At 61.3% G+C, this 21,334-nt stretch carries 24 protein-coding genes; 11 read left to right on the top strand and 13 right to left on the bottom strand.

Annotated elements, in window-relative coordinates; genetic code table 11:
• The coding region (locus C7T96_RS21155) for an SMC-Scp complex subunit ScpB (RefSeq protein ID WP_146149222.1) at positions 1 to 377 on the bottom strand (377 nt) is incomplete at its 3' end.
• Positions 378 to 382: 5 nt separating this feature from the next.
• Entirely contained in the window at positions 383 to 1,402 is a 1,020-nt protein-coding gene (locus C7T96_RS21150; protein WP_106573239.1) for a DUF1403 family protein, read from the bottom strand.
• A gap of 126 nt (positions 1,403 to 1,528) precedes the next feature.
• Between C7T96_RS21150 and C7T96_RS21145 the strand changes: the two genes are divergently transcribed.
• The 4 genes from C7T96_RS21145 to C7T96_RS21130 all read left to right on the top strand — a co-directional run bounded on the left by C7T96_RS21145 (position 1,529) and on the right by C7T96_RS21130 (position 3,958).
• Entirely contained in the window at positions 1,529 to 2,767 is a 1,239-nt protein-coding gene (locus tag C7T96_RS21145; protein WP_106573238.1) for a site-specific integrase, read from the top strand.
• A gap of 80 nt (positions 2,768 to 2,847) precedes the next feature.
• Entirely contained in the window at positions 2,848 to 3,114 is a 267-nt protein-coding gene (locus tag C7T96_RS21140; protein WP_106573237.1) for a type II toxin-antitoxin system prevent-host-death family antitoxin, read from the top strand.
• Entirely contained in the window at positions 3,111 to 3,533 is a 423-nt protein-coding gene (locus C7T96_RS21135) for a type II toxin-antitoxin system VapC family toxin (RefSeq protein WP_106573236.1), read from the top strand. Before C7T96_RS21140 ends, C7T96_RS21135 begins: the two co-directional genes overlap by 4 nt.
• 215 nt (positions 3,534 to 3,748) lie before the next feature.
• Complete coding sequence (locus C7T96_RS21130; RefSeq protein ID WP_106573235.1) at positions 3,749 to 3,958, top strand: hypothetical protein; 210 nt, start codon at positions 3,749 to 3,751, stop codon at positions 3,956 to 3,958.
• Between the two features lie 72 nt (positions 3,959 to 4,030).
• Here C7T96_RS21130 and repC read toward each other — a convergent pair whose 3' ends face one another.
• The 11 genes from repC to C7T96_RS21070 form a co-directional block, all read right to left on the bottom strand.
• Positions 4,031 to 5,347, bottom strand: a complete 1,317-nt coding sequence (gene repC / locus C7T96_RS21125; RefSeq protein ID WP_106573234.1) for a plasmid replication protein RepC — start codon at positions 5,345 to 5,347, stop codon at positions 4,031 to 4,033.
• Between the two features lie 166 nt (positions 5,348 to 5,513).
• Positions 5,514 to 6,500: a plasmid partitioning protein RepB gene (gene repB, locus C7T96_RS21120; RefSeq protein WP_106573233.1), complete on the bottom strand. Its 987-nt coding sequence runs from the start codon at positions 6,498 to 6,500 to the stop codon at positions 5,514 to 5,516.
• Between the two features lie 75 nt (positions 6,501 to 6,575).
• A complete protein-coding gene (gene repA, locus C7T96_RS21115) occupies positions 6,576 to 7,781 on the bottom strand; it encodes a plasmid partitioning protein RepA (RefSeq protein WP_072608370.1) in 1,206 nt (401 codons plus the stop codon).
• Between the two features lie 276 nt (positions 7,782 to 8,057).
• Positions 8,058 to 9,323, bottom strand: coding sequence for a HAMP domain-containing sensor histidine kinase (locus C7T96_RS21110; RefSeq protein WP_106573232.1), 1,266 nt, complete (start codon positions 9,321 to 9,323; stop codon positions 8,058 to 8,060).
• Entirely contained in the window at positions 9,320 to 9,865 is a 546-nt protein-coding gene (locus tag C7T96_RS21105; protein ID WP_106573250.1) for a hypothetical protein, read from the bottom strand. The genes C7T96_RS21110 and C7T96_RS21105 overlap by 4 nt, the downstream gene beginning before the upstream one ends.
• On the bottom strand, positions 9,855 to 10,559 hold the full coding sequence (locus C7T96_RS21100; protein WP_106573231.1) for an FkbM family methyltransferase: 705 nt from the start codon (positions 10,557 to 10,559) through the stop codon (positions 9,855 to 9,857). The genes C7T96_RS21105 and C7T96_RS21100 overlap by 11 nt, the downstream gene beginning before the upstream one ends.
• Positions 10,560 to 10,562: 3 nt before the next feature.
• Entirely contained in the window at positions 10,563 to 11,189 is a 627-nt protein-coding gene (locus C7T96_RS21095; RefSeq protein ID WP_106573230.1) for a response regulator, read from the bottom strand.
• 676 nt (positions 11,190 to 11,865) lie between these two features.
• Positions 11,866 to 12,348, bottom strand: a complete 483-nt coding sequence (locus C7T96_RS21085; RefSeq protein ID WP_106573249.1) for a hypothetical protein — start codon at positions 12,346 to 12,348, stop codon at positions 11,866 to 11,868.
• A gap of 22 nt (positions 12,349 to 12,370) precedes the next feature.
• Entirely contained in the window at positions 12,371 to 13,066 is a 696-nt protein-coding gene (locus tag C7T96_RS21080) for a thermonuclease family protein (RefSeq protein WP_106573228.1), read from the bottom strand.
• The gene (locus C7T96_RS21075; protein WP_106573227.1) at positions 13,063 to 13,599 is read right to left on the bottom strand and encodes a succinoglycan biosynthesis protein exoi; all 537 of its coding nucleotides are present in this window, start codon (positions 13,597 to 13,599) and stop codon (positions 13,063 to 13,065) included. The genes C7T96_RS21080 and C7T96_RS21075 overlap by 4 nt, the downstream gene beginning before the upstream one ends.
• Positions 13,596 to 14,198 (bottom strand): hypothetical protein, encoded by a 603-nt coding sequence (locus C7T96_RS21070; RefSeq protein WP_199190536.1) that lies wholly within the window; start codon positions 14,196 to 14,198, stop codon positions 13,596 to 13,598. The genes C7T96_RS21075 and C7T96_RS21070 overlap by 4 nt, the downstream gene beginning before the upstream one ends.
• A gap of 146 nt (positions 14,199 to 14,344) precedes the next feature.
• Here C7T96_RS21070 and C7T96_RS21065 point away from each other — a divergent pair, with 146 nt between their 5' ends.
• From C7T96_RS21065 to C7T96_RS21030, 7 genes are all read left to right on the top strand, one after another.
• A complete protein-coding gene (locus tag C7T96_RS21065; protein ID WP_245414202.1) occupies positions 14,345 to 15,226 on the top strand; it encodes a lytic transglycosylase domain-containing protein in 882 nt (293 codons plus the stop codon).
• A gap of 54 nt (positions 15,227 to 15,280) precedes the next feature.
• Positions 15,281 to 15,574: a TrbC/VirB2 family protein gene (locus C7T96_RS21060; protein ID WP_245414201.1), complete on the top strand. Its 294-nt coding sequence runs from the start codon at positions 15,281 to 15,283 to the stop codon at positions 15,572 to 15,574.
• Positions 15,575 to 15,577: 3 nt separating this feature from the next.
• Positions 15,578 to 15,877, top strand: a complete 300-nt coding sequence (locus tag C7T96_RS21055; protein WP_106573224.1) for a VirB3 family type IV secretion system protein — start codon at positions 15,578 to 15,580, stop codon at positions 15,875 to 15,877.
• Positions 15,878 to 15,879: 2 nt separating this feature from the next.
• On the top strand, positions 15,880 to 18,294 hold the full coding sequence (locus tag C7T96_RS21050) for a VirB4 family type IV secretion/conjugal transfer ATPase (RefSeq protein ID WP_106573223.1): 2,415 nt from the start codon (positions 15,880 to 15,882) through the stop codon (positions 18,292 to 18,294).
• Positions 18,291 to 19,355 (top strand): lytic transglycosylase domain-containing protein, encoded by a 1,065-nt coding sequence (locus C7T96_RS21045; protein WP_106573222.1) that lies wholly within the window; start codon positions 18,291 to 18,293, stop codon positions 19,353 to 19,355. Before C7T96_RS21050 ends, C7T96_RS21045 begins: the two co-directional genes overlap by 4 nt.
• Positions 19,356 to 19,366: 11 nt before the next feature.
• A complete protein-coding gene (locus tag C7T96_RS21040) occupies positions 19,367 to 20,065 on the top strand; it encodes a type IV secretion system protein (RefSeq protein ID WP_106573247.1) in 699 nt (232 codons plus the stop codon).
• Positions 20,066 to 20,292: 227 nt separating this feature from the next.
• Positions 20,293 to 21,303 carry a type IV secretion system protein gene (locus C7T96_RS21030; protein ID WP_106573220.1) on the top strand — a complete coding sequence of 337 codons (1,011 nt, stop codon included), beginning with the start codon at positions 20,293 to 20,295 and terminating at the stop codon, positions 21,301 to 21,303.
• Positions 21,304 to 21,334 lie beyond the last annotated feature (31 nt).

Below are 21,334 nucleotides of genomic sequence, written 5' to 3'. Positions count from 1 at the left end.
TCGCTGAGGTTGATCGCCCGCTCGCTGGTGCCGACAGCGGCGCGGATGGCGTCGGCATAGGCCGGCCGGGTCAGGTGCCGGAAACCGCCGGCGACGGCGACGAGATCGTAGGGGCGGCCGCGCAGTTCCTCACGAATGTCGTCGATCAACAGGTCGATGCTGCAGCTTTTGCCGACGATCCGCGCCAGTGTCTCGCGGCCGACCGGCTCGTTGGCCGCAAAAATCGTCGCCTCGCAGCGGTGCATCCATTCGCGCCAACGCGCTTCCGGCGGCAGGTGATCCAGCTCCCGGTCAAACAGCTGGTCAGCTGATCGCCGTCCGCCTGATCGACGGTCATCTGACCGGCTCCCCCCTCGCCTGCGTGCTGCCTCCGCCATGGTCGTCACAGCCCGTAGATGCGGAAGGTCGGACGGCCGGACAGCTCGCGCACAGCGCCGAGCTCAACCAGCCGGTCGAACAGCCGGCGCAAGCCGCGATCGCTCATGCCGGCGATCTTGTCCGATGCGATGATCGCGTCGTCGGACAGGAGTCGTTCGACGACCAGGTCCGCCGCTTTGGCCCTGAGCTTTGGCGCGACGGCAAGCAGCCGATTCGCCCGGCGCTCGAGTTCGGCGGAAAGATCAATCGCACGCAGCGCGGCGCGCGCCTGCGCGGCCAGCAGATTTTTTGCCCCCTCCCCGTTCGTCTCGATTCCCGCAGCCGTGACGACGGTGAGCCCACTGCGCGGGCGGCCCGTACGGGAGCCCGCAGTCGCCTCGGTGCCCAAGAGTGGCAGCGCATGCGCCCAACCCATCCGCTGCGCCAGCAAGGCGTCGGCGAGCCAGGCGCCGAAAGCCGGCCCAAAACCATAGCGTTCGGCGGCCACAAAAGCACCGGTCAGCATCCCGACCGTCTCTGCCCCGCCGCCGATCTGACCGAGTTCCCCCACCAGATCGCTGACCACCTCTTCATCCGGGGCGTAGCCGAGTTCTTCCAACACCGCGCCGATGCTTGCCTGGGTCAGCAATTTCTCCGCCGGCCAAGATGCCAACCGACGCCAGGCGAGGAGCAAAATGCCGGCGGGCCCCACATCGTCACCCGGTCGTGTGAGCAGCACGGCGTCGCGCAGGGCCAAAGAATCCTCGACGCGGCCGGCCTGCCGCGCTGTGACCGCGGCCGCCGCAAGCGCCAGCCGCTGCCGCCAGGCGCCGGCCCAGCGCTCGCGGCGGCGCACGACCTGATCGAGGAGGCCGATGGTGGCGCCGGCAGCGAGCGCCACGTCCTCAACGTCTTTGTCCGCAAGGCTCTCCGCGCCCGGGCTGGCGCGACGGAGCCACGTCGGCACGGGTAACGGTGCAGCGGCCGATGCGGTGTCGGCTGTCGCAAGTGCAACGGACAGGGGTGGCTTGGGGCGCAGAATCATCGCCGACCATGATGAATCGCGACGGCGCTTTTGACAATGGTTTTGCCAATAATCCGCCGCGCCTGTCGGAAACACATAACGAACGATAATGTTGCATTATCGCTTGTTTTGCTCTTTATATGAGAAATGGCCCAAAACGTCGAGCAGAAGCCCGAAAATCGCCTCGCGCGACCCTCCGCACCGCCCCACAGCACGGGGCCGGCAGATGGTGTTTCGGATGCGCAGGTGTCGGCCGAGGCTTCGGTGCCGATCGCCGCCGACGATTTGGACAGCGACCTGCCTGACATCATCGACCTCGTCATGGAGATGAGTCGCGCCCCGGAAGAACTCTCAGCCGAAGCCCCCTCCCCTCTTCCGGCCGTCGCCAATCCGCGCCTGCCGGCGCATCTCGACGCGCTGGCCGATCGCGCCCGCGATTATGTCGAGGCAGCAAGCTCGACCAACACGCGGCGCGCCTACGCCTCGGACTGGAAGCATTTTGCCAGCTGGTGCCGCCGGCAGGGCGTCGAGATGTTCCCGCCCGACCCGCAGACCGTCGGCCTCTACATCACTGCATGCGCCTCAGGAAAGGCGACCGGCGACAGGAAGCCGTACTCCGTGTCCACGATCGAGCGGCGCCTCTCCTCGCTGACGTGGAACTATACGCAGCGCGGCCAGCCGCTCGACAGGAAGGACCGCCATATCGCCACGGTCATGGCCGGCATCCGCAACAAGCACGCCGCCCCGCCCCGGCAAAAGGAAGCCATCCTGCCCGAAGATCTCATCGCCATGCTGGAAACGCTCGATCGCGGCTCGCTGCGCGGCCTGCGCGACCGCGCCATGCTGCTTCTGGGTTTTGCCGGCGGCCTGCGCCGTTCCGAGATCGTCGGTCTCGATGTGGGCCGCGACCAGACGGAGGACAGCCGCGGCTGGATCGAAATCCTCGACAAAGGCATGCTGGTGACGCTGCGGGGCAAGACCGGCTGGCGTGAGGTCGAGATCGGCCGCGGCTCTTCCGACGCCACCTGCCCGGTCGTCACGCTGCAGACATGGCTGAAGCTCGGCCGCGTCGCGCACGGACCGCTGTTCCGCCGCGTCACCGGCAAGGGAAAAGCGGTCGGCGCCGAACGGCTCAACGACCAGGAGGTCGCCCGTCTGGTCAAGCGCGCGGCGCTTGCCGCCGGCGTGCGCGGCGATCTTTCGGAAGGCGAACGCGCCAAGCTCTTTGCCGGCCATTCACTGCGCGCCGGACTTGCTTCCTCGGCCGAAGTCGATGAGCGCTACGTGCAAAAACAACTCGGCCACGCCTCGGCCGAAATGACCCGCAAGTACCAGCGGCGGCGCGATCGTTTCCGCGTCAATCTCACCAAGGCATCAGGGCTCTGAAACCCCCTCCCCTCTCCTGTTGCAGCCGTATTGGCAATCCCATATAGTCAGGATAGTCATAGTGGTCATGGAGGCCAGCGATGTTATCCGCACCCAAAGAAGATACCAACTGGACCGTCGCCGGAGCCAAAGCTCGGCTGTCGGAAGTCATCGAGCGCGCGCAGTCTGCGCCTCAAACGATCACCCGGAACGGCAAGCCAAGTGTCGTTGTCGTCTCGGCCGAGGAATGGCAGCGCAAGATGGTGCGTAGGGGCACGCTTGCAGAGTTCCTTATGGACTCACCGCTGCGTGGCGCCGATCTCGACCTCGAGCGTCAGCGCGACGAACCGCGTGATCTGCGGCTGTGAGGCTGTTGCTCGATACGAATGTCCTGTCTGAGGTTACGAAGCCGGCCCCCGACCCAAGGGTTCTGGAATGGCTGGACCAGCTCGATGAGGACCGTTCGTTCATCAGCGTGGTGTCGGTTGCCGAAATCCGGCGCGGCGTCGCCCTCATGGACGAAGGCCGGAAACGCGAGACTCTGGCCGAATGGCTGGCGCAGGATCTGCCGCGGCGTTTCGAGCAAAGGGTTCTCCATATTGACGAGCCGATCGCTCTGGCCTGGGGCGATCTGATGGCCCTAGCGAAGCGTCGCGGTCGCGGTCTGTCATCCATGGATGGCTTGATCGCCGCCACAGCGTTAGCACACAATCTCACCCTGGCGACCCGCAACACGAAGGATTTCGAGGGGTTTGCCTTCGAGCTATTCGATCCTTGGACTGCCTGAATCCCGCTCGAATCTCCGGCCATCTGGGAGGTCTGCGTGACCGTTTACGCGGCTCCCTCAGGCGTCAAGTGACTTCTTCGACCGGGCAAAGCGGAACGCTTTGTCGAGCAGGGCCTGAGACGCCATGATTGAATATGCGCGAACGCAACACCTATCGCGCGCCCTGACTTTAGCCGGATCGGCCGAAGGAAAGGTAAACGCCGGAGCGCGCTGTAATGGAACCCAGGATCGTCGACAGCCGAGACGATTTCGCACAGTGGGCGATCGATCGCGCCAATGCGATCCTGACCGATCAAGGTTCGAATCTGGCCACCGCTTCCCGCAACGGGGACCAGGCCCAAACCCGCGAGACTGCTCAGGCACTTGGTCAGGCGATTGTGGATGCCCTGCTTGAGGCGTTCGACGGTCTCGTAGGCGAAGAATGAGCCTCTGGCTCGACCCCCGCGCGCAGCCGTACCATCGACAGGCCGTCTGTGTACGCACCGATCCATCCGGCCTCACGATTTTGGCCTGCGCAAACTTCTGAGAAGCGCCTCCGACACTTCGAGCCGTCCTTCCCTCTTGTCGCCATCGTCCGGCGGTGCGCCACGGGTCTGGGCGGCCGCCTTTTCGGCATCGAGTTTGGCGCGCAACAGAGCCATCACCATCGGCCAGGCCGAGAATTTCCCGTCGCGGGCTCGATCGGTCAGGCTGCGCAAATAGCCGCCGGCGCTATTGATCTGATCGGCGCGCTGATAGATCGCGGCCAGCGTGATCGCCGCCTGGCGCTCGCCCAACGCCTCGCAGGCCTCTCGCCAGGCGCTGGGGCTGACCCCCAGCATCGGCCGGGCGACCTCCGCCGCCGCCAGAAAGTCGCGCCAGTTGCGGATTTCGCCATCCTTGGCCAGTTCGCGCCAGTTTCCGCAGGCGTCCAACACGATCCCCAAGGGCAATTCCCGTTTGGGCAAGCTGTGCAGGTTGTCGTTTTCCGCGGCGCTGCCACCCGCTTCTTCTTGGTCTCCTAAGCCGCTTTCAGATTCAGATATGGAGTCTGGATTTGAATTCTGTATGTGGCGACCGGAATGGGACTCATTGGCGTCCGGATTCTGTGTTTTCGTGAAAGATTCCAGCACGTCACGGATTTCGATCCAGAGCAGGTCCAGGTCCTCGCAGATATCCTCGAGAAGTTGCCGGGGGGCAGTTCGAGGGAGCCGGCCGATAATCGCTTGATAGGTCCGGGTCATCTTGCCCCAATTGCCTGGAACCCCTTCCTCGATGCCGGCGTCGATCATCTTCACGATGTCCCGGCGCAACAAGGTCAGGCGCTCCCTGGCAGTCTTGTAGGCGCGTTTTTCGGTCTGAACCGTCTCCGCCAGTTCGGCGAACTCCCCGGCTCGCGCGACGATCGGCGACAGATCGAAGCCATAGGCCTGTTCGATCTGCCCACCCCTGCCCTTGCGCGCAAAGCGTTTGCCGTTCGGACTGTCCCGGCGGATGATCAACCCGCAATCGACCAGGACGGCCAGATGACGTCGCAATGTTGTCGCCGGCATGCCGTTTGATCGGGCCATGAGCTGCTCGTTCGATGGCCACACGACGAGTTCGCCCTCGGCCGAAAGCTCGGTGTCCCGATGAAAGGAGAGAAGCGCGTTCAGGATCGCCAGCGAGCGATCTGTGGCGCCGATCAGATCCTTGGCTTCACGTATGGATTTGAAGACATGCCATTTTTGAACGCTGGCGCCTTCCGGCATGGCGTTCGCTGCGACCTGACTGGCCATCATAGCGAGCGTCATCGGCCGCCGCCCAAAGGGCGTCGTTGTGATATGCGTCTGCATTCTCTCTCACCTGTCGTTGGGCAAAAGAAACCTGCTCGCCGAAACAGCGCCGAGACTCTTGACAGTGATTCGCGGATTTGCGATTCTCGATCTTGTCAGAGAATACGAGAAGGGCTTCCGCGCGGTGACGTTCGGGGGCCTTTTTCTTTTGCTGGTTCGATCTCCGTTATCTATTTTCCGACTTCCTGAAGGCCTCGTAGAGGCTGTCCAGATTCCTGGCGAGCCATTCGCCAAAAGGCTTTGCTCCCTTGTCCTTGAACTCGAGCGAGAGACCGCCTGCCCCGGGATTGACAGCGACTACGAGTGATCGATCCTCTGGAGCCCAGTCCTTCGATCCAGGAATGACACGTGCTTTTCTCGGGGTTCTAGTGCTCTTTAGAAAACTCAAAAGAAGATTGAATCCTTGCTCGCTGTCTTGAGCCTTGGCGAACTCGTCGGCCTCGACAAACTCGACCGATCTTTCCGCGTTCGTCGGATTCTGAACCAGCTTCTTCAGTTCTTCCCAGCGGTCTCGGCCGACTCCCTTGGCAGCACCAACAGCGCTCAGAACGGGCTTAGGTATCCCCCCGGCGACAGACAACATGCGCGAGAGCAGCGTATCATCCACGGTCAAAGCAGACTTGATGGTGGACCTGGTCATTCCTTGGTCGAGCAATCGCTGCGCGAACATCGCCTTCTCGATAAATGACAGATCGGACCGGGCGGTGTTTTCCTGGCCCTGCGCAATCACGTGTTCGATATCGGCGAGCGGCTTGACCACCGCTCGAACCAGAGCCCCGAGTTCTCGCGCTACCTTGGCCCGGCGATGACCGAACACGATCATGTACCGACCCGCAGCATCAGGATGCGGACGCACCAAGATCGGCGTCGATTGGCCAGACTGCTTGATGGCCTCTCGCAGCTGTGCGTACTCTTCATCGCTTTCGTCAATTCGGTCGGCGACGAATGAGCTATCGAGGTCAGCTGGATCCAGCGAAACGACTGTTTCACCTGCAAGCATCTTCATGCTGCTCTCGGCAAGTTCGTCGAGAGACTGCCGCATCGAACGCGATGCACCCTTCCTCGTATACTCGGATCGAGCTTCCGACGATGATTGTGATCTCTCAGCATTCAATGAAGCTGTCACGCTTGCGAGGAGGTGTTTTCTAGCCATTCGCACACCGAGGATGACCCGTGAACGTGTTGAAACTGTAAGGCGAATTGCCGATCTGCACGGCTGTCAAGACAATCATCTGCGCCCCCACGCCTTGTGAACAAGGGAGACGATTTCCGCATTTACGGCGTTCAAGCTCTCAATCGCTCGCTCATATGTCGTACGAGTAAACTGACTTTTCTCGACCTCGTAGAGGGTTTGCTTCGTAATCCCCGCGTCGGAGACGGCAGTGGACTTGAGCATCTGATTCTTCAACATGCGCTTGTTGAAGAGCGCCTGAAGAAAGCCCACCATCTGGGCCTGAGGGCCGTCGGTGGGCTCGTAGCGCGTAACCAAATAGCGAAACCACTTCAGCCGGACAGTGGCTCCGGCTTCCTTGATAGATTGGAGAATGCCGCCAAGCATCAGCAGGAACTGGCTCATCGACATGACATCGAGCATCTGTGGATGCACAGTGATAAGAACGGATGTCGACGCCGTCAGCGACGTTAGAGTGAGGTAGCCCAGTTGTGGCGGGCAATCGATCACGACGACATCATAGCGATCGTCGACTTCGCTAAGTGCGGTGGAAATGCGCGTAAAGAACAAGCGGCCTTCTGGCGAATTTCGATTCGATGCCGCCAACGGCGTCTCGTACTCGTACTCCTGGAGCTCTAGATTGGCAGGCACGATATCGAGGCCAGGAAAGTTCGTCGGGCGGATAACCTCCTTAATCGACTTCCTGTACTCGTCATACCGTAGCGCTTCATAAAGCGAGAGGTTCTTGTCGAGTTCGGGCTGCACGCCGTGAAGCGCAGACAATGACGCCTGGGGATCAAGGTCGATCACCAGCACGCGATGCCCGGTCAGCGCCAGATACTGCGCCAAATGGGCGGCGGTCGTAGTCTTACCGCTGCCGCCCTTAAAGTTGACCACTGAGATAACCTGAAGCGGCTCGCCAAGTCGACGTTGCGGCACATAACGCTTGAAGTCCGAACGGCCATGTTTGTCGAGGTAGTGACGCAGTTCCAACATCTGCTGTGCTGTATATGAACGACGCCCGGAACTTGAGACGTCCGGAGCAGGACCCTTGCCCTCGAGATGCAGCTTCTTAATATGGTTCTGGGTAACTCCAAGAAACTCTGCCACCTCGGCCGACGAGAACCGCCGCAGTCCCTTCAATGCATCCGGAGGATACTGTTCAAGCCGCAGCATGTTCAGTTTGTCGGAAATGAGCTCTCCTTGCTCGAGAATCTCTTCGTCGAACTCAAGCTCAACATCGATCTCTGGCATTACATTCATCGGCGCCCATTTCCGGAATAACGCTTTTCCGCAGCGAACTGCGTCGTAAGCGTGATTAATGGCCGATTCGGACGATCCAGCAAGAAGTTTTTCGTTAACAGAAAGTAAACGTCATCCAACGGCATACGGCGCTCTGAGATAACCGGACAAGGGTTCACTGAGAACGCCCTCATCCGTGCAATGACCATGCAGGCGACGCGGAGCGAGTATCGCGCCGGGCCTATGCTGCTGAAATAGCAGCAAAACTCTTCGCATTGCACGGCTGTCAATTCCACCTCATTCGTGACAATCGAAGGGCTCGATCGGAATTGAAACCCGGACTGACGTACCTTTGGAATATTCCGAATTGAGCACCAACGTCCCGTTGAAAGCCGCCGCCATCTGCGCACAGCCTGTCAGCCCCAGCCCGGTGTGTCGGCCTGCACGCGTAGAAAAGAACGGCGTTTTCGCTTTCGCCATTACGTCGGCCGACATGCCCGGGCCGTCGTCGAGAACCTCGACCACCAGGTCACGTCGCTTGGAGAAACGGCGATCGTTGACCTTCGCGGCGACCGTGATTTGGCCTTTCGGCCGATCTACAAGCGCGGCTTCGGCATTCTGGACGAGCTCATCGAGGATCAGGCGCATCGGCGCAGCAGGCACGAGTGCTTGGGCGGCCCCGGGCCTGATGCGGATATGAAGCGTGCAGGGACCGATTGTTTTCAGCTGGTCCAGAACCGTTGTCAGACTTTCCCGGCGGGTGTCCCTGTTTGCATAGGCTATTGCGGCGAGGCCGTTTGTGATGGCTTCCAACTGCTGGACCGCTTCTCTCGCCGGCGCCAGCATGTCGGGGTGCTTCACGCTCTCCTCGTCCTGGTAACCCAGAAACAGCTTCAAGGCGGTGACGCGCGACCGTGTCATGTGCGCATAAAGTGAAGAGAACGACCTTAGGTGCTGCTCCTGCCTTCGAGTGAGCGCGTTTCGGAGGTGCATGATCGTGTAGCCGACGGCGGCAAGTACCAACGCGACCGCGAACAGGAACCTGTTCCGCCAAGCCGCTTCTTCAATGTGCGCCGTCGTGTTCAATGTCCCGGCATGCGCAACCGCGGTGCCGGAAACCTCGAACATCCGCTGTTCCAAATCGGGCATGACCTGAAGCGCGCCTCCGAAGTCCGTGCTGCCTTCGAGTATTGGATCGAGATGGTCGCTCGCTACGGCCTGCAAGCCGCGCAGTAGCTCAACATCGCGGTCGCCCAGGAATTTGGGGGCATATTCGAGCTTCAGCAGCTGGTCGACATTGGCATTAAGCAGGAAGACCTGGCGTTTGAGATCAGCTTGCATCCGGCTGGTCGCCGCCGCCAGCCGAAGATCGCCGTGGATCCGCGCAAGATGCTCGCGGATCTGCGTCGTCCGCCACTGAACCTCGTATGTCTGGCTGTAGTTGAGGTCCGATTCGGCACGATACTGTTCGGATCGGACGAAAGCACCGCCGCAGAGAAGCAGCGCGATACCAAGGCTTGCGAAGGGGAGGGCGGCTTTGAGCCCCGGCGCATACCTCCTCATTCTACCCGCCTGACGGCAACCACGAACCAGACCCAGATCGAATTGCGGGCGGGTACATATTCCGCTGGGAGTTGATCATAGGGCCAGACGAGAAAGATCGGTCCCTGCTCCTTGGGGGATAGCGGAGTGAACTCCTGATCTGCCTTGCATCTGCCGGACTGCACGTCCGCGCCAACGCAGGCGCGGTCGATCGCAAAGATCGGCTGGTAGCTATGGATCTCCTCCAGCAGGATCTCCGAGGTGAAATTGTCGTAGGCGATGAACTGCACCGACCTGGCCGATTCCAGGCCATGCTTGATCAGAACATCGGCAATCCTCGGTCCCCGGAATCTGATGGTCTCACCTTGCTTGGTCCAGGGCGTGCGCGTTTCGATCTCGACGTTCTCGAAGTCCGAGCGCAGCCGCTCGACGGGGTATCGATCAGAAACAGTCCGCTGACTACCTTCGATGGTCAGGATGCTGGGATCGGAGTAGGCGGCGATGGCCGTCGATGCGAAGGCTAACAGCCCCGAGACGGCGCCAAGGAATGTTTCACGTCGCATGAGCAACCTCCGCATCGAATTGCCTTTCCCCGTCGTCGACCGAGTACAAGACACAGGGGCCACTCGATCCCCGCGGATCGTAGATCAGTTCCTTCTGGGCCATGGCTGTGGTGATCGTCTGAACGCCTGACAGGCCGTAGAGGTGGTCGTGCAGTTCGAGGAAGACGCGCTCTATCCCCGGCAGTGACGCATTCTGGAGGAGCTCCAGCTCGGCTCCTTCGACGTCCATGACCAGGACGTTGATGCGGTGCTTCGCTATGAAGGCATCAATGTCCCGCGACGTGATCTCGATGACCTGCTGGTAAGGTCCCTGGTCGGCAAATCCCGACGACATCCAGAAATCCGCTCGCCGGAAGAAGGAAACCGTCCTGGGCGGCCCCGCGGCGAGGATGCCGTTTGAGAGCAGGACATTGCCGTCGCAATTCAATTCGATGACGCGTTGGGCAAGCCGAGTGGTCTGAGGATCGGCCTCGAAGCTCCAGACGCGGACGTCCGTGACCGACGCGATGATCGATGTGATCACGCCCAAGCCGGCGCCAAGTTCCAGGACACGATCGCCGGGTCGGACGGCACGGGAAATCCGGCGCGCTTCGTTGGCCTCGTAGCTGCCGGACTTCAGAGCATTCCAGATTTCGGCTGAGACTTCTTCGGGGGAGATCGGCACGCGCACGCCGTGGACGGTGAGTTCGCTCATTCGTCAGAGCCCCTTGGGGAGACGACCTAGCTTCAGCAGCTTGGCGCGCGCCTGCTTGTAGTATTTTTCAGCGCTTGCCGGGTTGATCCCGGTCTTGCCCGCCATGGCCTCGAAGACCTCGCGACGCTTCGTTCCCGCCTTGCGGCGCATCATCATGGCGAGTATCTCGTCTTCACGCGGCGTGAGGGTAGGGAAGCGCACATCTGGCTTCGCAGCGTCCAGCTCGGACAAGCGGATCGGCGTCTCGCCCCTGTCAATCTGCTCAAGGACGTTGTGCAACGCGCCTGGCGCCAATCCGGTCTTGCAAACATAGCCCTTGGCGCCGAGCAATCGGCAGGCCAAAGCCTCGTCCTCGTCATCCGAACCGGTGACGACGATATGTGCGGCGTCAGGTGCGGCCTCGATGATCGTCTCGACCACGTGAAGTCGATCAAGACGCGAAGTGGGGTCGAAGCCCGGCAAGCCGGGATCGGTGATGACAAGGTCGAACTGATCTTGCTCGAGAAGCTGCCTTGCCATCGGAAGGGTTTGGGCGCCGGCGACATAACAGTCGCGCAGCCCCGCGCGAAGTTCGGTCATGAGGGCCAAGCGCATCAAATTTTGGTCTTCGACAACAAGGGCTCGGTGCAAGAGTCGATCTCCCGATCAATCGAGCTGCCCCCGCCGCCCACGAACCGCATAAGACAGCAATTTCGCACTGCACAAAAGGGGATGACAACATCCCCCTTCGCCAAAAAGCGGGAGGCAAATGCCCCCTTTCAATCAAACTTGATTGCTGACAGTAAGATTCGGCAGGCCTCGCACGATTTGGCAATCCTCCGCATGCGGAGAAGGCGATTGCGGAGAGAACCGGATGCCCGTCAATCTGACCGGTCGGGTGGTTACAATCCGACAAGCAGTATCGCTGCACAACAGAACGCGGACGACTGCCAGCCGGCTGAAGCGATATTCGCGATTGCCTTGGTCGCTTCTGCTCTATCCTATCCAACAGCTCAACCATATGCGAGGAAAGTCAGCATTGGCAGCCTTGGTTGCTCTTGAGCCCGAGGATGGCGAGGAGGCTCGCGAGAAGCTCATTTACCTGATGGCGCTCATATCCTCGAATGCTGTCGCGATGCCACGGAGCGATGTCCAGCGCGCCATTCGGACCCTGCGTCCGTTCAGATCGGACCTTGCAGAAGCTCTCAGGCCTGGGCCTTGTGGGGACCGCCAAAGAAATGGCGACGGCCTCGCCTCCGATGTTTGAGTTTACCAGCGAGACACGACAATCGGATTCGTAACCGGACCGGTTACCGTGTCGTGACGACTACCTGCGCAGGCTGAACCAGTGCCGCGTGACATTGCCGTCATCGTGTCGGATGTCGAAATAGTATGGGTCTTCGCGGAGCGGGCGAGGCATCGTGACGGTTTGCTCGCAACCATCGCGGCCGCCATAGCCTGACGGACACGTGTTGCGAACCTGAATACAGAGGTCGCCCTGACCACCGCCGTGACCCTGGTTGCTGGATCCGACGCTCCATCCGGAAGGGCATTTGTCGTAGGCTTCGTAGCCGGGCTTGCCGGTCCCGGCTTCAGGGCAAGTCGGCCAGGAAAATCCCCAGTTGCCCATCGCCGAAATCAGCCGCTGCATCGGTGGGTGACACGCCGGCACGCCGCGCCAGGCCGGGTTCGAGGATGATGCGCACAGGAGCACCTCACATCCCCATTCGCTCGCCGCAGTGCGATCGGTCAACGAAGCAAACGCCGCCGCGGAGAGTACCGTCGCCATTGTCATCCTGACTGGGTTCATGGAAACGTCTCCTTCGATCAGCCTATCGATCTGTTCGCTTCGGGCGCGTGCGGGCATCCTCGAACGGTGGGGAGATTTCGCTTTCGCGTTCGGCAAGCAGGTTGAAATCCGCGATCGGTCGCCGGGACAAGGTCCGGTCAACGGCCTTTGCGCGCCATTCCGGCATATCGAGCACATAGGTGGCCCACATGCCGTACCGGGCCGACATGGCATAGTTCTGCCAAGTGAGATACCCGGCCGGCGCCGGCGCCTTCACCCGGGCCCAGCCGACCCGCAGCATCTTGAGCGCCAGATCGCGACCGCGCATCGTACAATGGCCGAGGAGGGCGCCGTCGGCATCATAAGCCCGAACGATGCAAGTCACTTGTGCGCTGCCAACCGTGCGCTTCAACCACGCCTTCGCCAAAGGGCCGCAGGGAACCGGCTTCGGGATTGTGCTTACGCCATGGCGGCGTGGATCGTAGGCCCATTGCGGCAGTTCACAGACGTCGATCGAGGCTAGTCTCACCTTCTGCCGGTCCATTGGGAACCAAAGCGTTCTGCCATCGATGACAGATGTCCGGCCGTCGATTCGTATTGCCTCGCTCAGTTTGGGAACCGAGTTTGCTTCGACGGAAGATAGTCTTTGATCGCGCAGAAGGTCGGCCCCATGGACGGGATAGGGCAGGGCGGTCAGCAGCAACGCCGCGACGCTCGACCTGGCGGCAACCGACCTCATGGTGAGGTTCTTCCATCGGCTGCACGCTGACCGAGCAGGAGCGCCGGATGCTGGACATCATCGAATTGCCACAGCCCGACCTTCTTTTCCCGCGCGGCCTGCTCCACCACAGCGTAGGGCGTGTGGTGGGGCAGGCCGCGTCCGTCGAGGGAGGCGTAGGCAAAGCCCGAGGAGATCATCAGATTGGCGAGATCGAGCCGGTCGGCGCCGATCGTAGCGTAGCAGGACACAAAGACCGTTCCAGCCGATCGCCCGACCTGCGCACAAACGGGATGCGTATCTGCGATGTAGGCGGCCAACACGGCCAATGACGCCTCACCACAGTCGCGACGAGCGCCCGACCTATCGGTGTATACTGTACCGCGCAGGCAGGCCTGCACGCCGAAGAGCCGGAAGTGTCGGCCGCTGTACTGCCAGCTGTCTCCGCTTTCGAGCGTCACGCCTGGTTTCAGCTCGAAGTAACCCTCCGGCGGTGCGGCCGTTGCCGGCGTCAAACCGACGGTCAGCGACAGGAAGAGGGCAGGGGACTTCATTGGCCGGCAACCCTTGGATCCGCCCACATGCCGTAGCCGCGACGACCGATGTCCTCGGCCTCTTTCAGATCGGCTCTTGTGGGTGTCCCGTCCGCCCGCTTTGCGATGCGGTGAGTGCCGAGCGAGACCAGCTGCTCCTCGAACATATCGATCGAGTCGAGGCTGCCCGGGTAGTTGTAGTAGCCGTAGCAGGTTGCGTCCTGCGCCTGCGCGCCGGTCTCGCTGACAAAGGCGCGGCAGTAGATCACACGGGGCGACTGGAGCAGCGTTGCCAGACCTTGGCGAGCGTAGTCGTCACAGGACCCGGCAAATCCTTCCTTGCGATTGACCATGTCGCCCGCGCAAGGCTCGATCCCGTAGAGGTGCACCGTCAGATTCGCGTCGACGCGGAAGTCAGTAGGCGACACTGTCTTGAATCCGGAAGCCGACGCAAAGCCTTTACGCTCCGACACGTTCCCCTGGCCGTCGTAATATTCCATGACCAGGACGGTCTTTCCGGGCGCCGCCAGCGAGCGGACATAAGCCTCGTCGATCGCCTCGGCCGCATAGGCCGGCAGGCACGCACTGATCGCCATCAGGTAACCGGCTGCTCGTCGCATCGGCAGTCGCCTCCAGGTTGTCACCTTGCTCGACATTGACCTACCTCCTCTCTCTTTGCAAGAAAAATCACAATCAAATTGACATTGTTTCTTCTCTCACCTAACCGTTCCTGCATCTGTCGTGACAAGGCTTTGGATGCGGACCCATGGCGATGCAGGCAAAATCACCGTCGATAGCGCCGATCCGGGCCGTGACAATCCTCACGGGCATATGCGTTGCCGCGGCCAAAGTAACATGGGCTTCAGAACTATCCTCGCGCCTGGCATTCCAGCCGGTCGAGACAAGCGAAAATGGACAACATGATGATGTTCCGTCGTCCGCTGACGCCGTGGCCGAAGCACGCTGGGCGCGGCTGCCTGACGACTACGTGCTGGGAGAGGGTGGTCAGATAGTTCCCCAAAACCAAACGCCCGAGCTGATCGGAGTGCCAGCAGCCGAGGTCGTCGGGCTCGAATCCGACGGCAGTCATTTTGATAGTGGTATTCAGCCTGGCACGCCGGAGTGCGGGCCGTCTCCGGCAACGCCTGCTGAGATCACCCGCCTCGTGATCGAGGCGGCAGAACGGCACGATGTCGATGCGGGATTCGCCGTCGCGGTTGTGACCGCCGAAAGCCGGCTCGATCGGCTGCGCAATTCGCCCAAAGGCGCGCGTGGACCCATGCAGCTAATGCCGGCGACGGCCGAGCGATTCGGTGTGACCGATATCTGCGATCCCGAAGAAAACATTGATGGTGGGGTCCGCTACCTGCGCGAACTAGCCGACGAATTCCGCAATCCGCTTCTCGTTGCCGCCGCTTACAACTCAGGCGCGGGACGCGTGCGCGACTATGGCGGCATTCCGCCCTTCAAGGAAACGCTCGGATACGTCGCCGAGGTCCTCAACATCCAGATGATAGGTCCTGAGGGCAGCGGTGCGACTGCAAGCGAGCCGCGTGACGTTGTTGATGAGCAGAAATCTACCCCTGCCAGCGGAGTCATCACGTCGCGCGAACGCCGCCAGTGGATCGGCGGTGTCATGCATTTCTAGCCGGAGGTCATCATGAACGACGTTTCCTATTCGCCTGCTGCTCGGCCCATCCCAATGCCAATTGCATTCGTCACGATGCTGGCCATCTGTCTGCTGTTTGCAGAGCCGGCATTGGCGCAATCCTCTGGCGCCTTTGCGCCGCTGGAAACCGCGGTCCAGATGATCGTGGATTTCATCACCGGGCCGTTCGGACGGCTTCTCGCCATCATCGCGGTGATCGCGCTCGGCTTCCTTGCTTTCGCCGGCCGCCTCTCCTGGTTCACCGCCGGCGCGGTCGTGCTCGGCATCGGCCTCGTCTTTGGCGCGCCGGCGATCGTGGACGAGATGATCGCGGCCGTGGGGAACTGAGCCATGGGCGAGCTCACCGACGAACAACCCCATCTGACGCCGCTGGTGATCGGTCTGACACGGCCGCCAATGATGTGGGGCATCCCTCTCAATGCCTTCTACATCATCGTCGGCTTCACGCTGATCGCCTTCCTCGTGAGCACGAGCTTCTGGTCGGCGCTGATCGCGCCGCTGATCTATCTCGCGCTCTTCGCCTTCTGCAGCCGCGACATCCGGATTCTCGATCTCGCGCAGGTCGTCGGTCGCCGCACACCTCGGACGCCCAACCGGCTGTTCTGGCGCACCAACTCCTACGGGCCGTGATCATGTTGAACGTCGTCATCGAAGAGCTTGGATTTGGACGTGAGAGCCGGCGCGAACGGCCCATGTCGATCCACATCCCGTATCTGCGCCATGTCGCCGACGCCGTGATCGGCCTCGAAAGCGGGGCGATCCTTTCGGTGATCAAGCTGGATGGTTTGTTCTTCCAGACCGAGGACCAGGCCGAGCTCAACATGCGTGCAGCCGTCCAGAACACGCTGATTCGAGCGCTCGGTTCGAGCCGCTATTCGCTCTGGTCGACGGTGATCCGCAAGGAGGTCAAGCCCTCGATCGGCGGGATTTACTCGGACCCGTTCTGCGATCTTCTGAACACGCGTTACATGGCATCGTTGCGCGACAAGCGCATGTTCACCAACGAACTCTACCTCACGATCATCCGTTCCGGAATGCGCGGCGCGCTCGGCGCCGCCGAAGGCTTTTCAAGACTGCTCGACCGCTCCTCCGGCAAGGAGGTCCTTGAGCAGCGGCTGCACGAACGCATCAACGAACTCGAAGAGATCGTGGGCAACGTCACGCGTGAGCTGCAAAAGTACGGCGCGCGTCCGCTTGGCGTCGTCTACCGGGACGGCGAGCCCTATTCGGAACCCTGCGCCTTTATCAACACGCTGCTCACCTGCGGCATCGCGCGCGATATGCGCCTGCCCCGAATGGGCATCCGCAGCTATGTCGGCACGTCGCGGCTACACTTCTCGAAGCGGACTTTACAGGCGCAGGGTCCGACCGAGGCGGAGAATCGCTTTGGCGCGATGCTATCGATCAAGGAATATCCTCCGTTCTCCGGGCCTGGGATGCTCGACGGGCTCCTGCAGATGAATCACGAGTTCATCTGCACCCAGTCGTTCACGCTTGCCGACAAGCCGATCGCGCAGGAGCGCATTTCCCGGCTACAGCGTCAGATCCATGCATCGGATGAATCGGGCAGCACCGTCGAGACCGATATCGATTTCGCGCTGAACAGCCTACTCAACCAGGAAGCCGTCTTCGGCTATCACCATTTCAGCCTGCTGTGCCTGTCGCGCGATCTCGCTGGGCTCGACAAGGCCGTCGCCGAGCTCGGCTCGTGTCTCACCGACATGAACATCAACTGGCTACGCGAAGACCTTAACATGGAGGCTTCGTTCTGGGCGCAACTGCCGGGCAACCACGCCTACATCGCGCGTTCCTGCATGCTGTCGAGCGCGAATTTTTCGGGTTTCTCGTCGCTGCACAACTTCGCGACCGGCTCGGCTAGTGGCAACCACTGGGGATTGCCGATTTCGATCCTCGAAACGACGTCGCAGACGCCCTACTGGTTCAATTTCCACCAACGCGATATCGGCCATTTTTTGGTGACCGGACCGACCGGGTCGGGCAAGACCGTGGCGCTGACCTTCCTGCTTGCGCAGGCCTTCCGGATCTCGCCTGAGCCGCGGGCCGTCTTCTTCGACAAGGACCGCGGCGCCGAGATCTTCATCCGCGCCGTCGGCGGCGATTATGAGGTGCTCCAGCCAGGCGTTGTCACCGGTTTCAATCCGCTGCAGCTCGAGAACAACGCCACAAATCGCGAGTTCCTGCATCGGCTTCTCAAGGCCATGCTCGACCCGGCCGACGGCCACGGTTTTTCCCAGGAAGAAGAGGACACGCTGGAGCGCGCGATCGGGCGCATCTGCCAGGAGCCGGTCGAACAGCGCACGCTCGCCAACCTGTCCGGCCTGTTGATGGGTCGCGCGCGCTCCGACGCCAACGATCTTCAGTCACGTCTGCGTCCATGGTTCGAGGGCGAGAAGGCCTGGCTCTTCAACGCGCCGCAGGACGTCTTGTCGTTCTCGGGCCGCCGAATTTTCGGCTTCGACATGACGCACATCCTCGACAATCAGGATGTGCGTACGCCGGCGCTCATGTACCTTTACCATCGGCTGGACGAGCTGCTCACCGGCGAGCCGGTTCTCATCTTCATGGATGAGGGCTGGAAGCTTCTCCAGGATCCGATCTTCTCCAACTACATCGTCGACAAGATGAAGACGATCCGAAAGCTCAACGGGATCGTCGGGTTCGGCACACAGTCGGCGGCCGATATTGCGCGCTCGCCGCAATCGCACACGCTGATCGAGCAGTCGGCAACCAATCTGCATTTCCCGAACCCACGCGCAGATGAGGAAAGTTACATCAGGCGTTTCGGCCTGACCGCCAAGGAGTATTCCTTCATCCGCAACACGCCACCCGAGCGGCGGACCTTTTTGATCAAGCACGGCAACGACTCCGTCATCGCCAGGCTCGATCTCTCCTCAATGCCGGACCTCGTGCGCGTGATGTCCGGCCGGAAGGAGACGGTCGAGCAGTGCGCGGCGCTGCGCGCGCAGCTCGGCGAGGATCCGGCGAACTGGTTGCCAGAATTCTGCGGTTGGGAGCGTGCGGCATGATCAGGCGTCTTCCCATTCTCCTTGTCTGTATTGCATCGCCGGCATTGGCCGACATACCGACCATCGATGGCACGGTGCTCGACGAGCGCGAGGATCGCGACCGGAAGACGTCCGAGATCGAGAAGGTCGACGAGGACCGGTACGTCAACAATCAGAGTGTCACCTGCTCGATGTACCGGCCGGGCCGAAAGAACGATCCTGTTGGCGCCGCCAATGCCAATCCTGCGATCTCGGGCCTGGTCCGCCGCATCGCGCGCGAGGAGGGGATCAACGAGGACCAGTTCTTGGCGTTGGTCTATCAGGAGAGCCGCTTCAACCCTTGCGCAAAGTCTTCTGCGGGAGCGATCGGTCTGGCGCAGCTGATGCCGGGGACGGCCGGCGACCTCGGAGTAGACCCCTATAACATCGAACAGAACGTGCGCGGCGGCGCGCGCTATTACAAGCAGCAACTCCGAAAATACAACGGCAATGTCTCGCTGGCGCTTGCCGCCTACAATGCCGGGGCGGGGAACGTGAACAAATATGGCGGCATCCCGCCCTTCAAGGAGACGCAGGGCTATGTCGCCAGCATAACGCAGACATGGCTTCCGGCCTTCGGCGGCTCCGACAAGTCCGGCATTCCGCTCAACTACGGTGGTGGCGGCGCTTATGAGAGCGCGCGAACCAGCACCATGAATGCCATGGGTCTGACCACAGCGATCGGAGAAGGATCCGCCGATGTGATGTCCTGGCTACAGCAGCTCGGGCAGCTTGGCGCCGGAACTATCCAGGATAGCTGGGACCACAATTCGGGCGCGCGCAATGCGAACATCGAGCTCATCAACCGGCTGATCCTGCTTTCCACGGCCTTCGCCCATCTCACCAATTCCAGCAACGCCATGACGCTTGGCGACCTGTCCGGAATGAACCGATCAACCCGTTACGAGACGGGGAACGGTGACGACGATCGGCCGGTGGTCGGCTTCTGCGACGAGCGCGAGGGCTTCGTCTGGGATGCGGATGCGAAGGCATGTGTCCAGCGCATCGATGCGCAGGCCGAACTGCTCCTCGAGACACGGTAATGGAGATCGACATGAAACGTTCATTGGCAGTCGTGGCGCTGATCGGCGTGAGCGGTGTCCCGGCCGCAGCCGATATCCCGGTCATCGACAAGACGAACTATGCCGTCGCGCGGGACACAGCCGAAAAGACCGGCAAGATCCTTGACACGAACAAGGAAATTCTCACGACGGTCGAGGAGACGCTGAAGGCCGTGACCGGTGACCGCGGCAGCGACGCCGGATCGCTGAAGGATCTGGCGATCGGCAACGGCTTCAGCGTCTCGTCGGTCCCATCCTTCGAGAGCATCCTGAAGAGCGGGATTGCCGATTTCGGGTCTCTCGACCCCAAAGTCGTCGAAGCCGCCACGCTCTTCATCAACGGACTTCAGCTCGTGCGCTCTCTGTCCGGCAAGGAGAACAGCTCGCTTGCGAGCGACAAATCCTATGAGGAACTCATGAAGACAGTGATGGGCGTCTCGGCGCTGATCACAGGGGCCCAGCAAGCGGTCGAGACACGCCGCTCCGCCCTTGAAAGCGCGGGCGGCGAGATCGGACAGGCAGAGGACATCAAGGGCTCGATCGACCAGAACACACAGCTTCAGGTTCAGACGGGTTTAACGCTCAACGAAATGATCGGCGTGCTGAATGCAGGCGTGCAATCGCTGCATGCCGAAAACCAGCGCAAGCTCACCGACATGTCGAACACCCGAAAAGCGTTGCAGTACGAATGACGGCGCCCCGAACTCGATGCGCCGCCCTGCTGATATTGGCTGTTACTGCCGGCGGTTGCGGTACTCCGAAGGAGAAGACGGCGCCCTGCAAGCGGCCTGCGAACCTGTCCAGCTACGCCAGCGCGGATGGCGAGTGTGGACCGATGAGACCGCTCAATGCGGACAGGGCCGCGGCATTGGCGGCGATCCAGGACCTGGCGTCCGGGGACGAAGAATAGGGCAGGGCGGTGGACGACTTCATTGGCGAATTGCTGGAACGGATCGACGCCTCGGGGCAGAATTTCTCCCAGCGCGCTTATGAAGCGCTGGGCCAGGATATAGAACCGCTTCTCCGGGTCCTCTTCGTCCTTGTCGTGCTCTTCTACGGCGTCCAGCTCTTTCTCGGCACGTCGCGTCTCAGTCTCGCCGAGGTCATCGGCAGGCTCGCGCGCGTGATGGTCATTTTCATCATCGTCACGTCGTGGGCGAACTTCAACTCACTCGTCTATGAGTGGATTACGACGGTGCCGGAGGATGCCGGGCGCGCTATTCTTGCTGCCTCCGCAACGGGTGTCACCGAGCCCACCAACGGCCTTTCCCAGATATGGAAGACGGCGAACGTCGCCGCAGCAGCCTTCTCAGAGCAGGCAGGTTATCTGTCAGTGCTGCCAGCGCTGATCGGCTTGATCATCATGGTGTTCGCTGGCCTATTCGTAGCGGTTGCGCTCGGCATCCTCGTTCTCGCCAAGGTCGTGCTGTGGGTTCTGTTGGGGACTGCGCCCATTTTCATCTCATGCTTCTTGTTCGACTCGACCCGCGGCTATGCGATGGGGTGGTTCAACCAGTCGCTGCTCTACGCGCTCATTCCACTTTTCGTCTATGTGATCGCGGCCTTCCTGATTGCCGCCATGGAGCCGGAGCTGACGAAGATCGATCAGATTTCCGGAAACCGCGAACTGACGCTCAGCGACTTCGCCGCCTTCATCATGCTCTGTCTCGCCGGCAGCTTTGTGCTGATCCAGGTCCAGTCGCTTGCGCAGGGTATCGCGGGCGGGTTGGCCACACCGATTGGACCTCGCTCGCGACAGCTGACCACCCGAGGAGTCTGGTGGAGCCGCGAGGCAATCGGACAGTCGGCCCGGCAAACACGTTCTGCCGTCCACCGTGTTCAGGCACGACTTCATTCGCCACGACAGGATGGCGCTGGCGCCGCCATGCAGCGGGCGATCACGTCCAACGGAACGCCAAGGCAGACATGACCGGCACGCCGATGTTGGACTTTGAACGACA

Source organism: Nitratireductor sp. StC3 (assembly GCF_003015025.1).
Taxonomy (GTDB): Bacteria; Pseudomonadota; Alphaproteobacteria; order Rhizobiales; family Rhizobiaceae; genus Mangrovimarina; species Mangrovimarina alexandrii.
This window is presented reverse-complemented; position numbering and strand designations above follow the sequence as displayed.

Bases quoted from the DNA above. Each gene is read 5' to 3' on its own strand.
- C7T96_RS21060 (WP_245414201.1), top strand. From the start codon at position 15,281: ATGCCAATTGCATTCGTCACGATGCTGGCCATCTGTCTGCTGTTTGCA.
- C7T96_RS21050 (WP_106573223.1), top strand. From the start codon at position 15,880: ATGTTGAACGTCGTCATCGAAGAGCTTGGATTTGGACGTGAGAGCCGG.
- C7T96_RS21075 (WP_106573227.1), bottom strand. From the start codon at position 13,599: ATGAAGTCCCCTGCCCTCTTCCTGTCGCTGACCGTCGGTTTGACGCCG.
- C7T96_RS21045 (WP_106573222.1), top strand. From the start codon at position 18,291: ATGATCAGGCGTCTTCCCATTCTCCTTGTCTGTATTGCATCGCCGGCA.
- C7T96_RS21065 (WP_245414202.1), top strand. From the start codon at position 14,345: ATGGCGATGCAGGCAAAATCACCGTCGATAGCGCCGATCCGGGCCGTG.
- repB (WP_106573233.1), bottom strand. From the start codon at position 6,500: ATGGCTAGAAAACACCTCCTCGCAAGCGTGACAGCTTCATTGAATGCT.
- C7T96_RS21085 (WP_106573249.1), bottom strand. From the start codon at position 12,348: ATGAACCCAGTCAGGATGACAATGGCGACGGTACTCTCCGCGGCGGCG.
- C7T96_RS21145 (WP_106573238.1), top strand. From the start codon at position 1,529: ATGGCCCAAAACGTCGAGCAGAAGCCCGAAAATCGCCTCGCGCGACCC.
- C7T96_RS21130 (WP_106573235.1), top strand. From the start codon at position 3,749: ATGGAACCCAGGATCGTCGACAGCCGAGACGATTTCGCACAGTGGGCG.
- C7T96_RS21080 (WP_106573228.1), bottom strand. From the start codon at position 13,066: ATGAGGTCGGTTGCCGCCAGGTCGAGCGTCGCGGCGTTGCTGCTGACC.
- repA (WP_072608370.1), bottom strand. From the start codon at position 7,781: ATGAATGTAATGCCAGAGATCGATGTTGAGCTTGAGTTCGACGAAGAG.
- C7T96_RS21140 (WP_106573237.1), top strand. From the start codon at position 2,848: ATGTTATCCGCACCCAAAGAAGATACCAACTGGACCGTCGCCGGAGCC.
- C7T96_RS21150 (WP_106573239.1), bottom strand. From the start codon at position 1,402: ATGATTCTGCGCCCCAAGCCACCCCTGTCCGTTGCACTTGCGACAGCC.
- repC (WP_106573234.1), bottom strand. From the start codon at position 5,347: ATGCAGACGCATATCACAACGACGCCCTTTGGGCGGCGGCCGATGACG.
- C7T96_RS21110 (WP_106573232.1), bottom strand. From the start codon at position 9,323: ATGAGGAGGTATGCGCCGGGGCTCAAAGCCGCCCTCCCCTTCGCAAGC.
- C7T96_RS21055 (WP_106573224.1), top strand. From the start codon at position 15,578: ATGGGCGAGCTCACCGACGAACAACCCCATCTGACGCCGCTGGTGATC.
- C7T96_RS21100 (WP_106573231.1), bottom strand. From the start codon at position 10,559: ATGAGCGAACTCACCGTCCACGGCGTGCGCGTGCCGATCTCCCCCGAA.
- C7T96_RS21040 (WP_106573247.1), top strand. From the start codon at position 19,367: ATGAAACGTTCATTGGCAGTCGTGGCGCTGATCGGCGTGAGCGGTGTC.
- C7T96_RS21105 (WP_106573250.1), bottom strand. From the start codon at position 9,865: ATGCGACGTGAAACATTCCTTGGCGCCGTCTCGGGGCTGTTAGCCTTC.
- C7T96_RS21070 (WP_199190536.1), bottom strand. From the start codon at position 14,198: ATGCGACGAGCAGCCGGTTACCTGATGGCGATCAGTGCGTGCCTGCCG.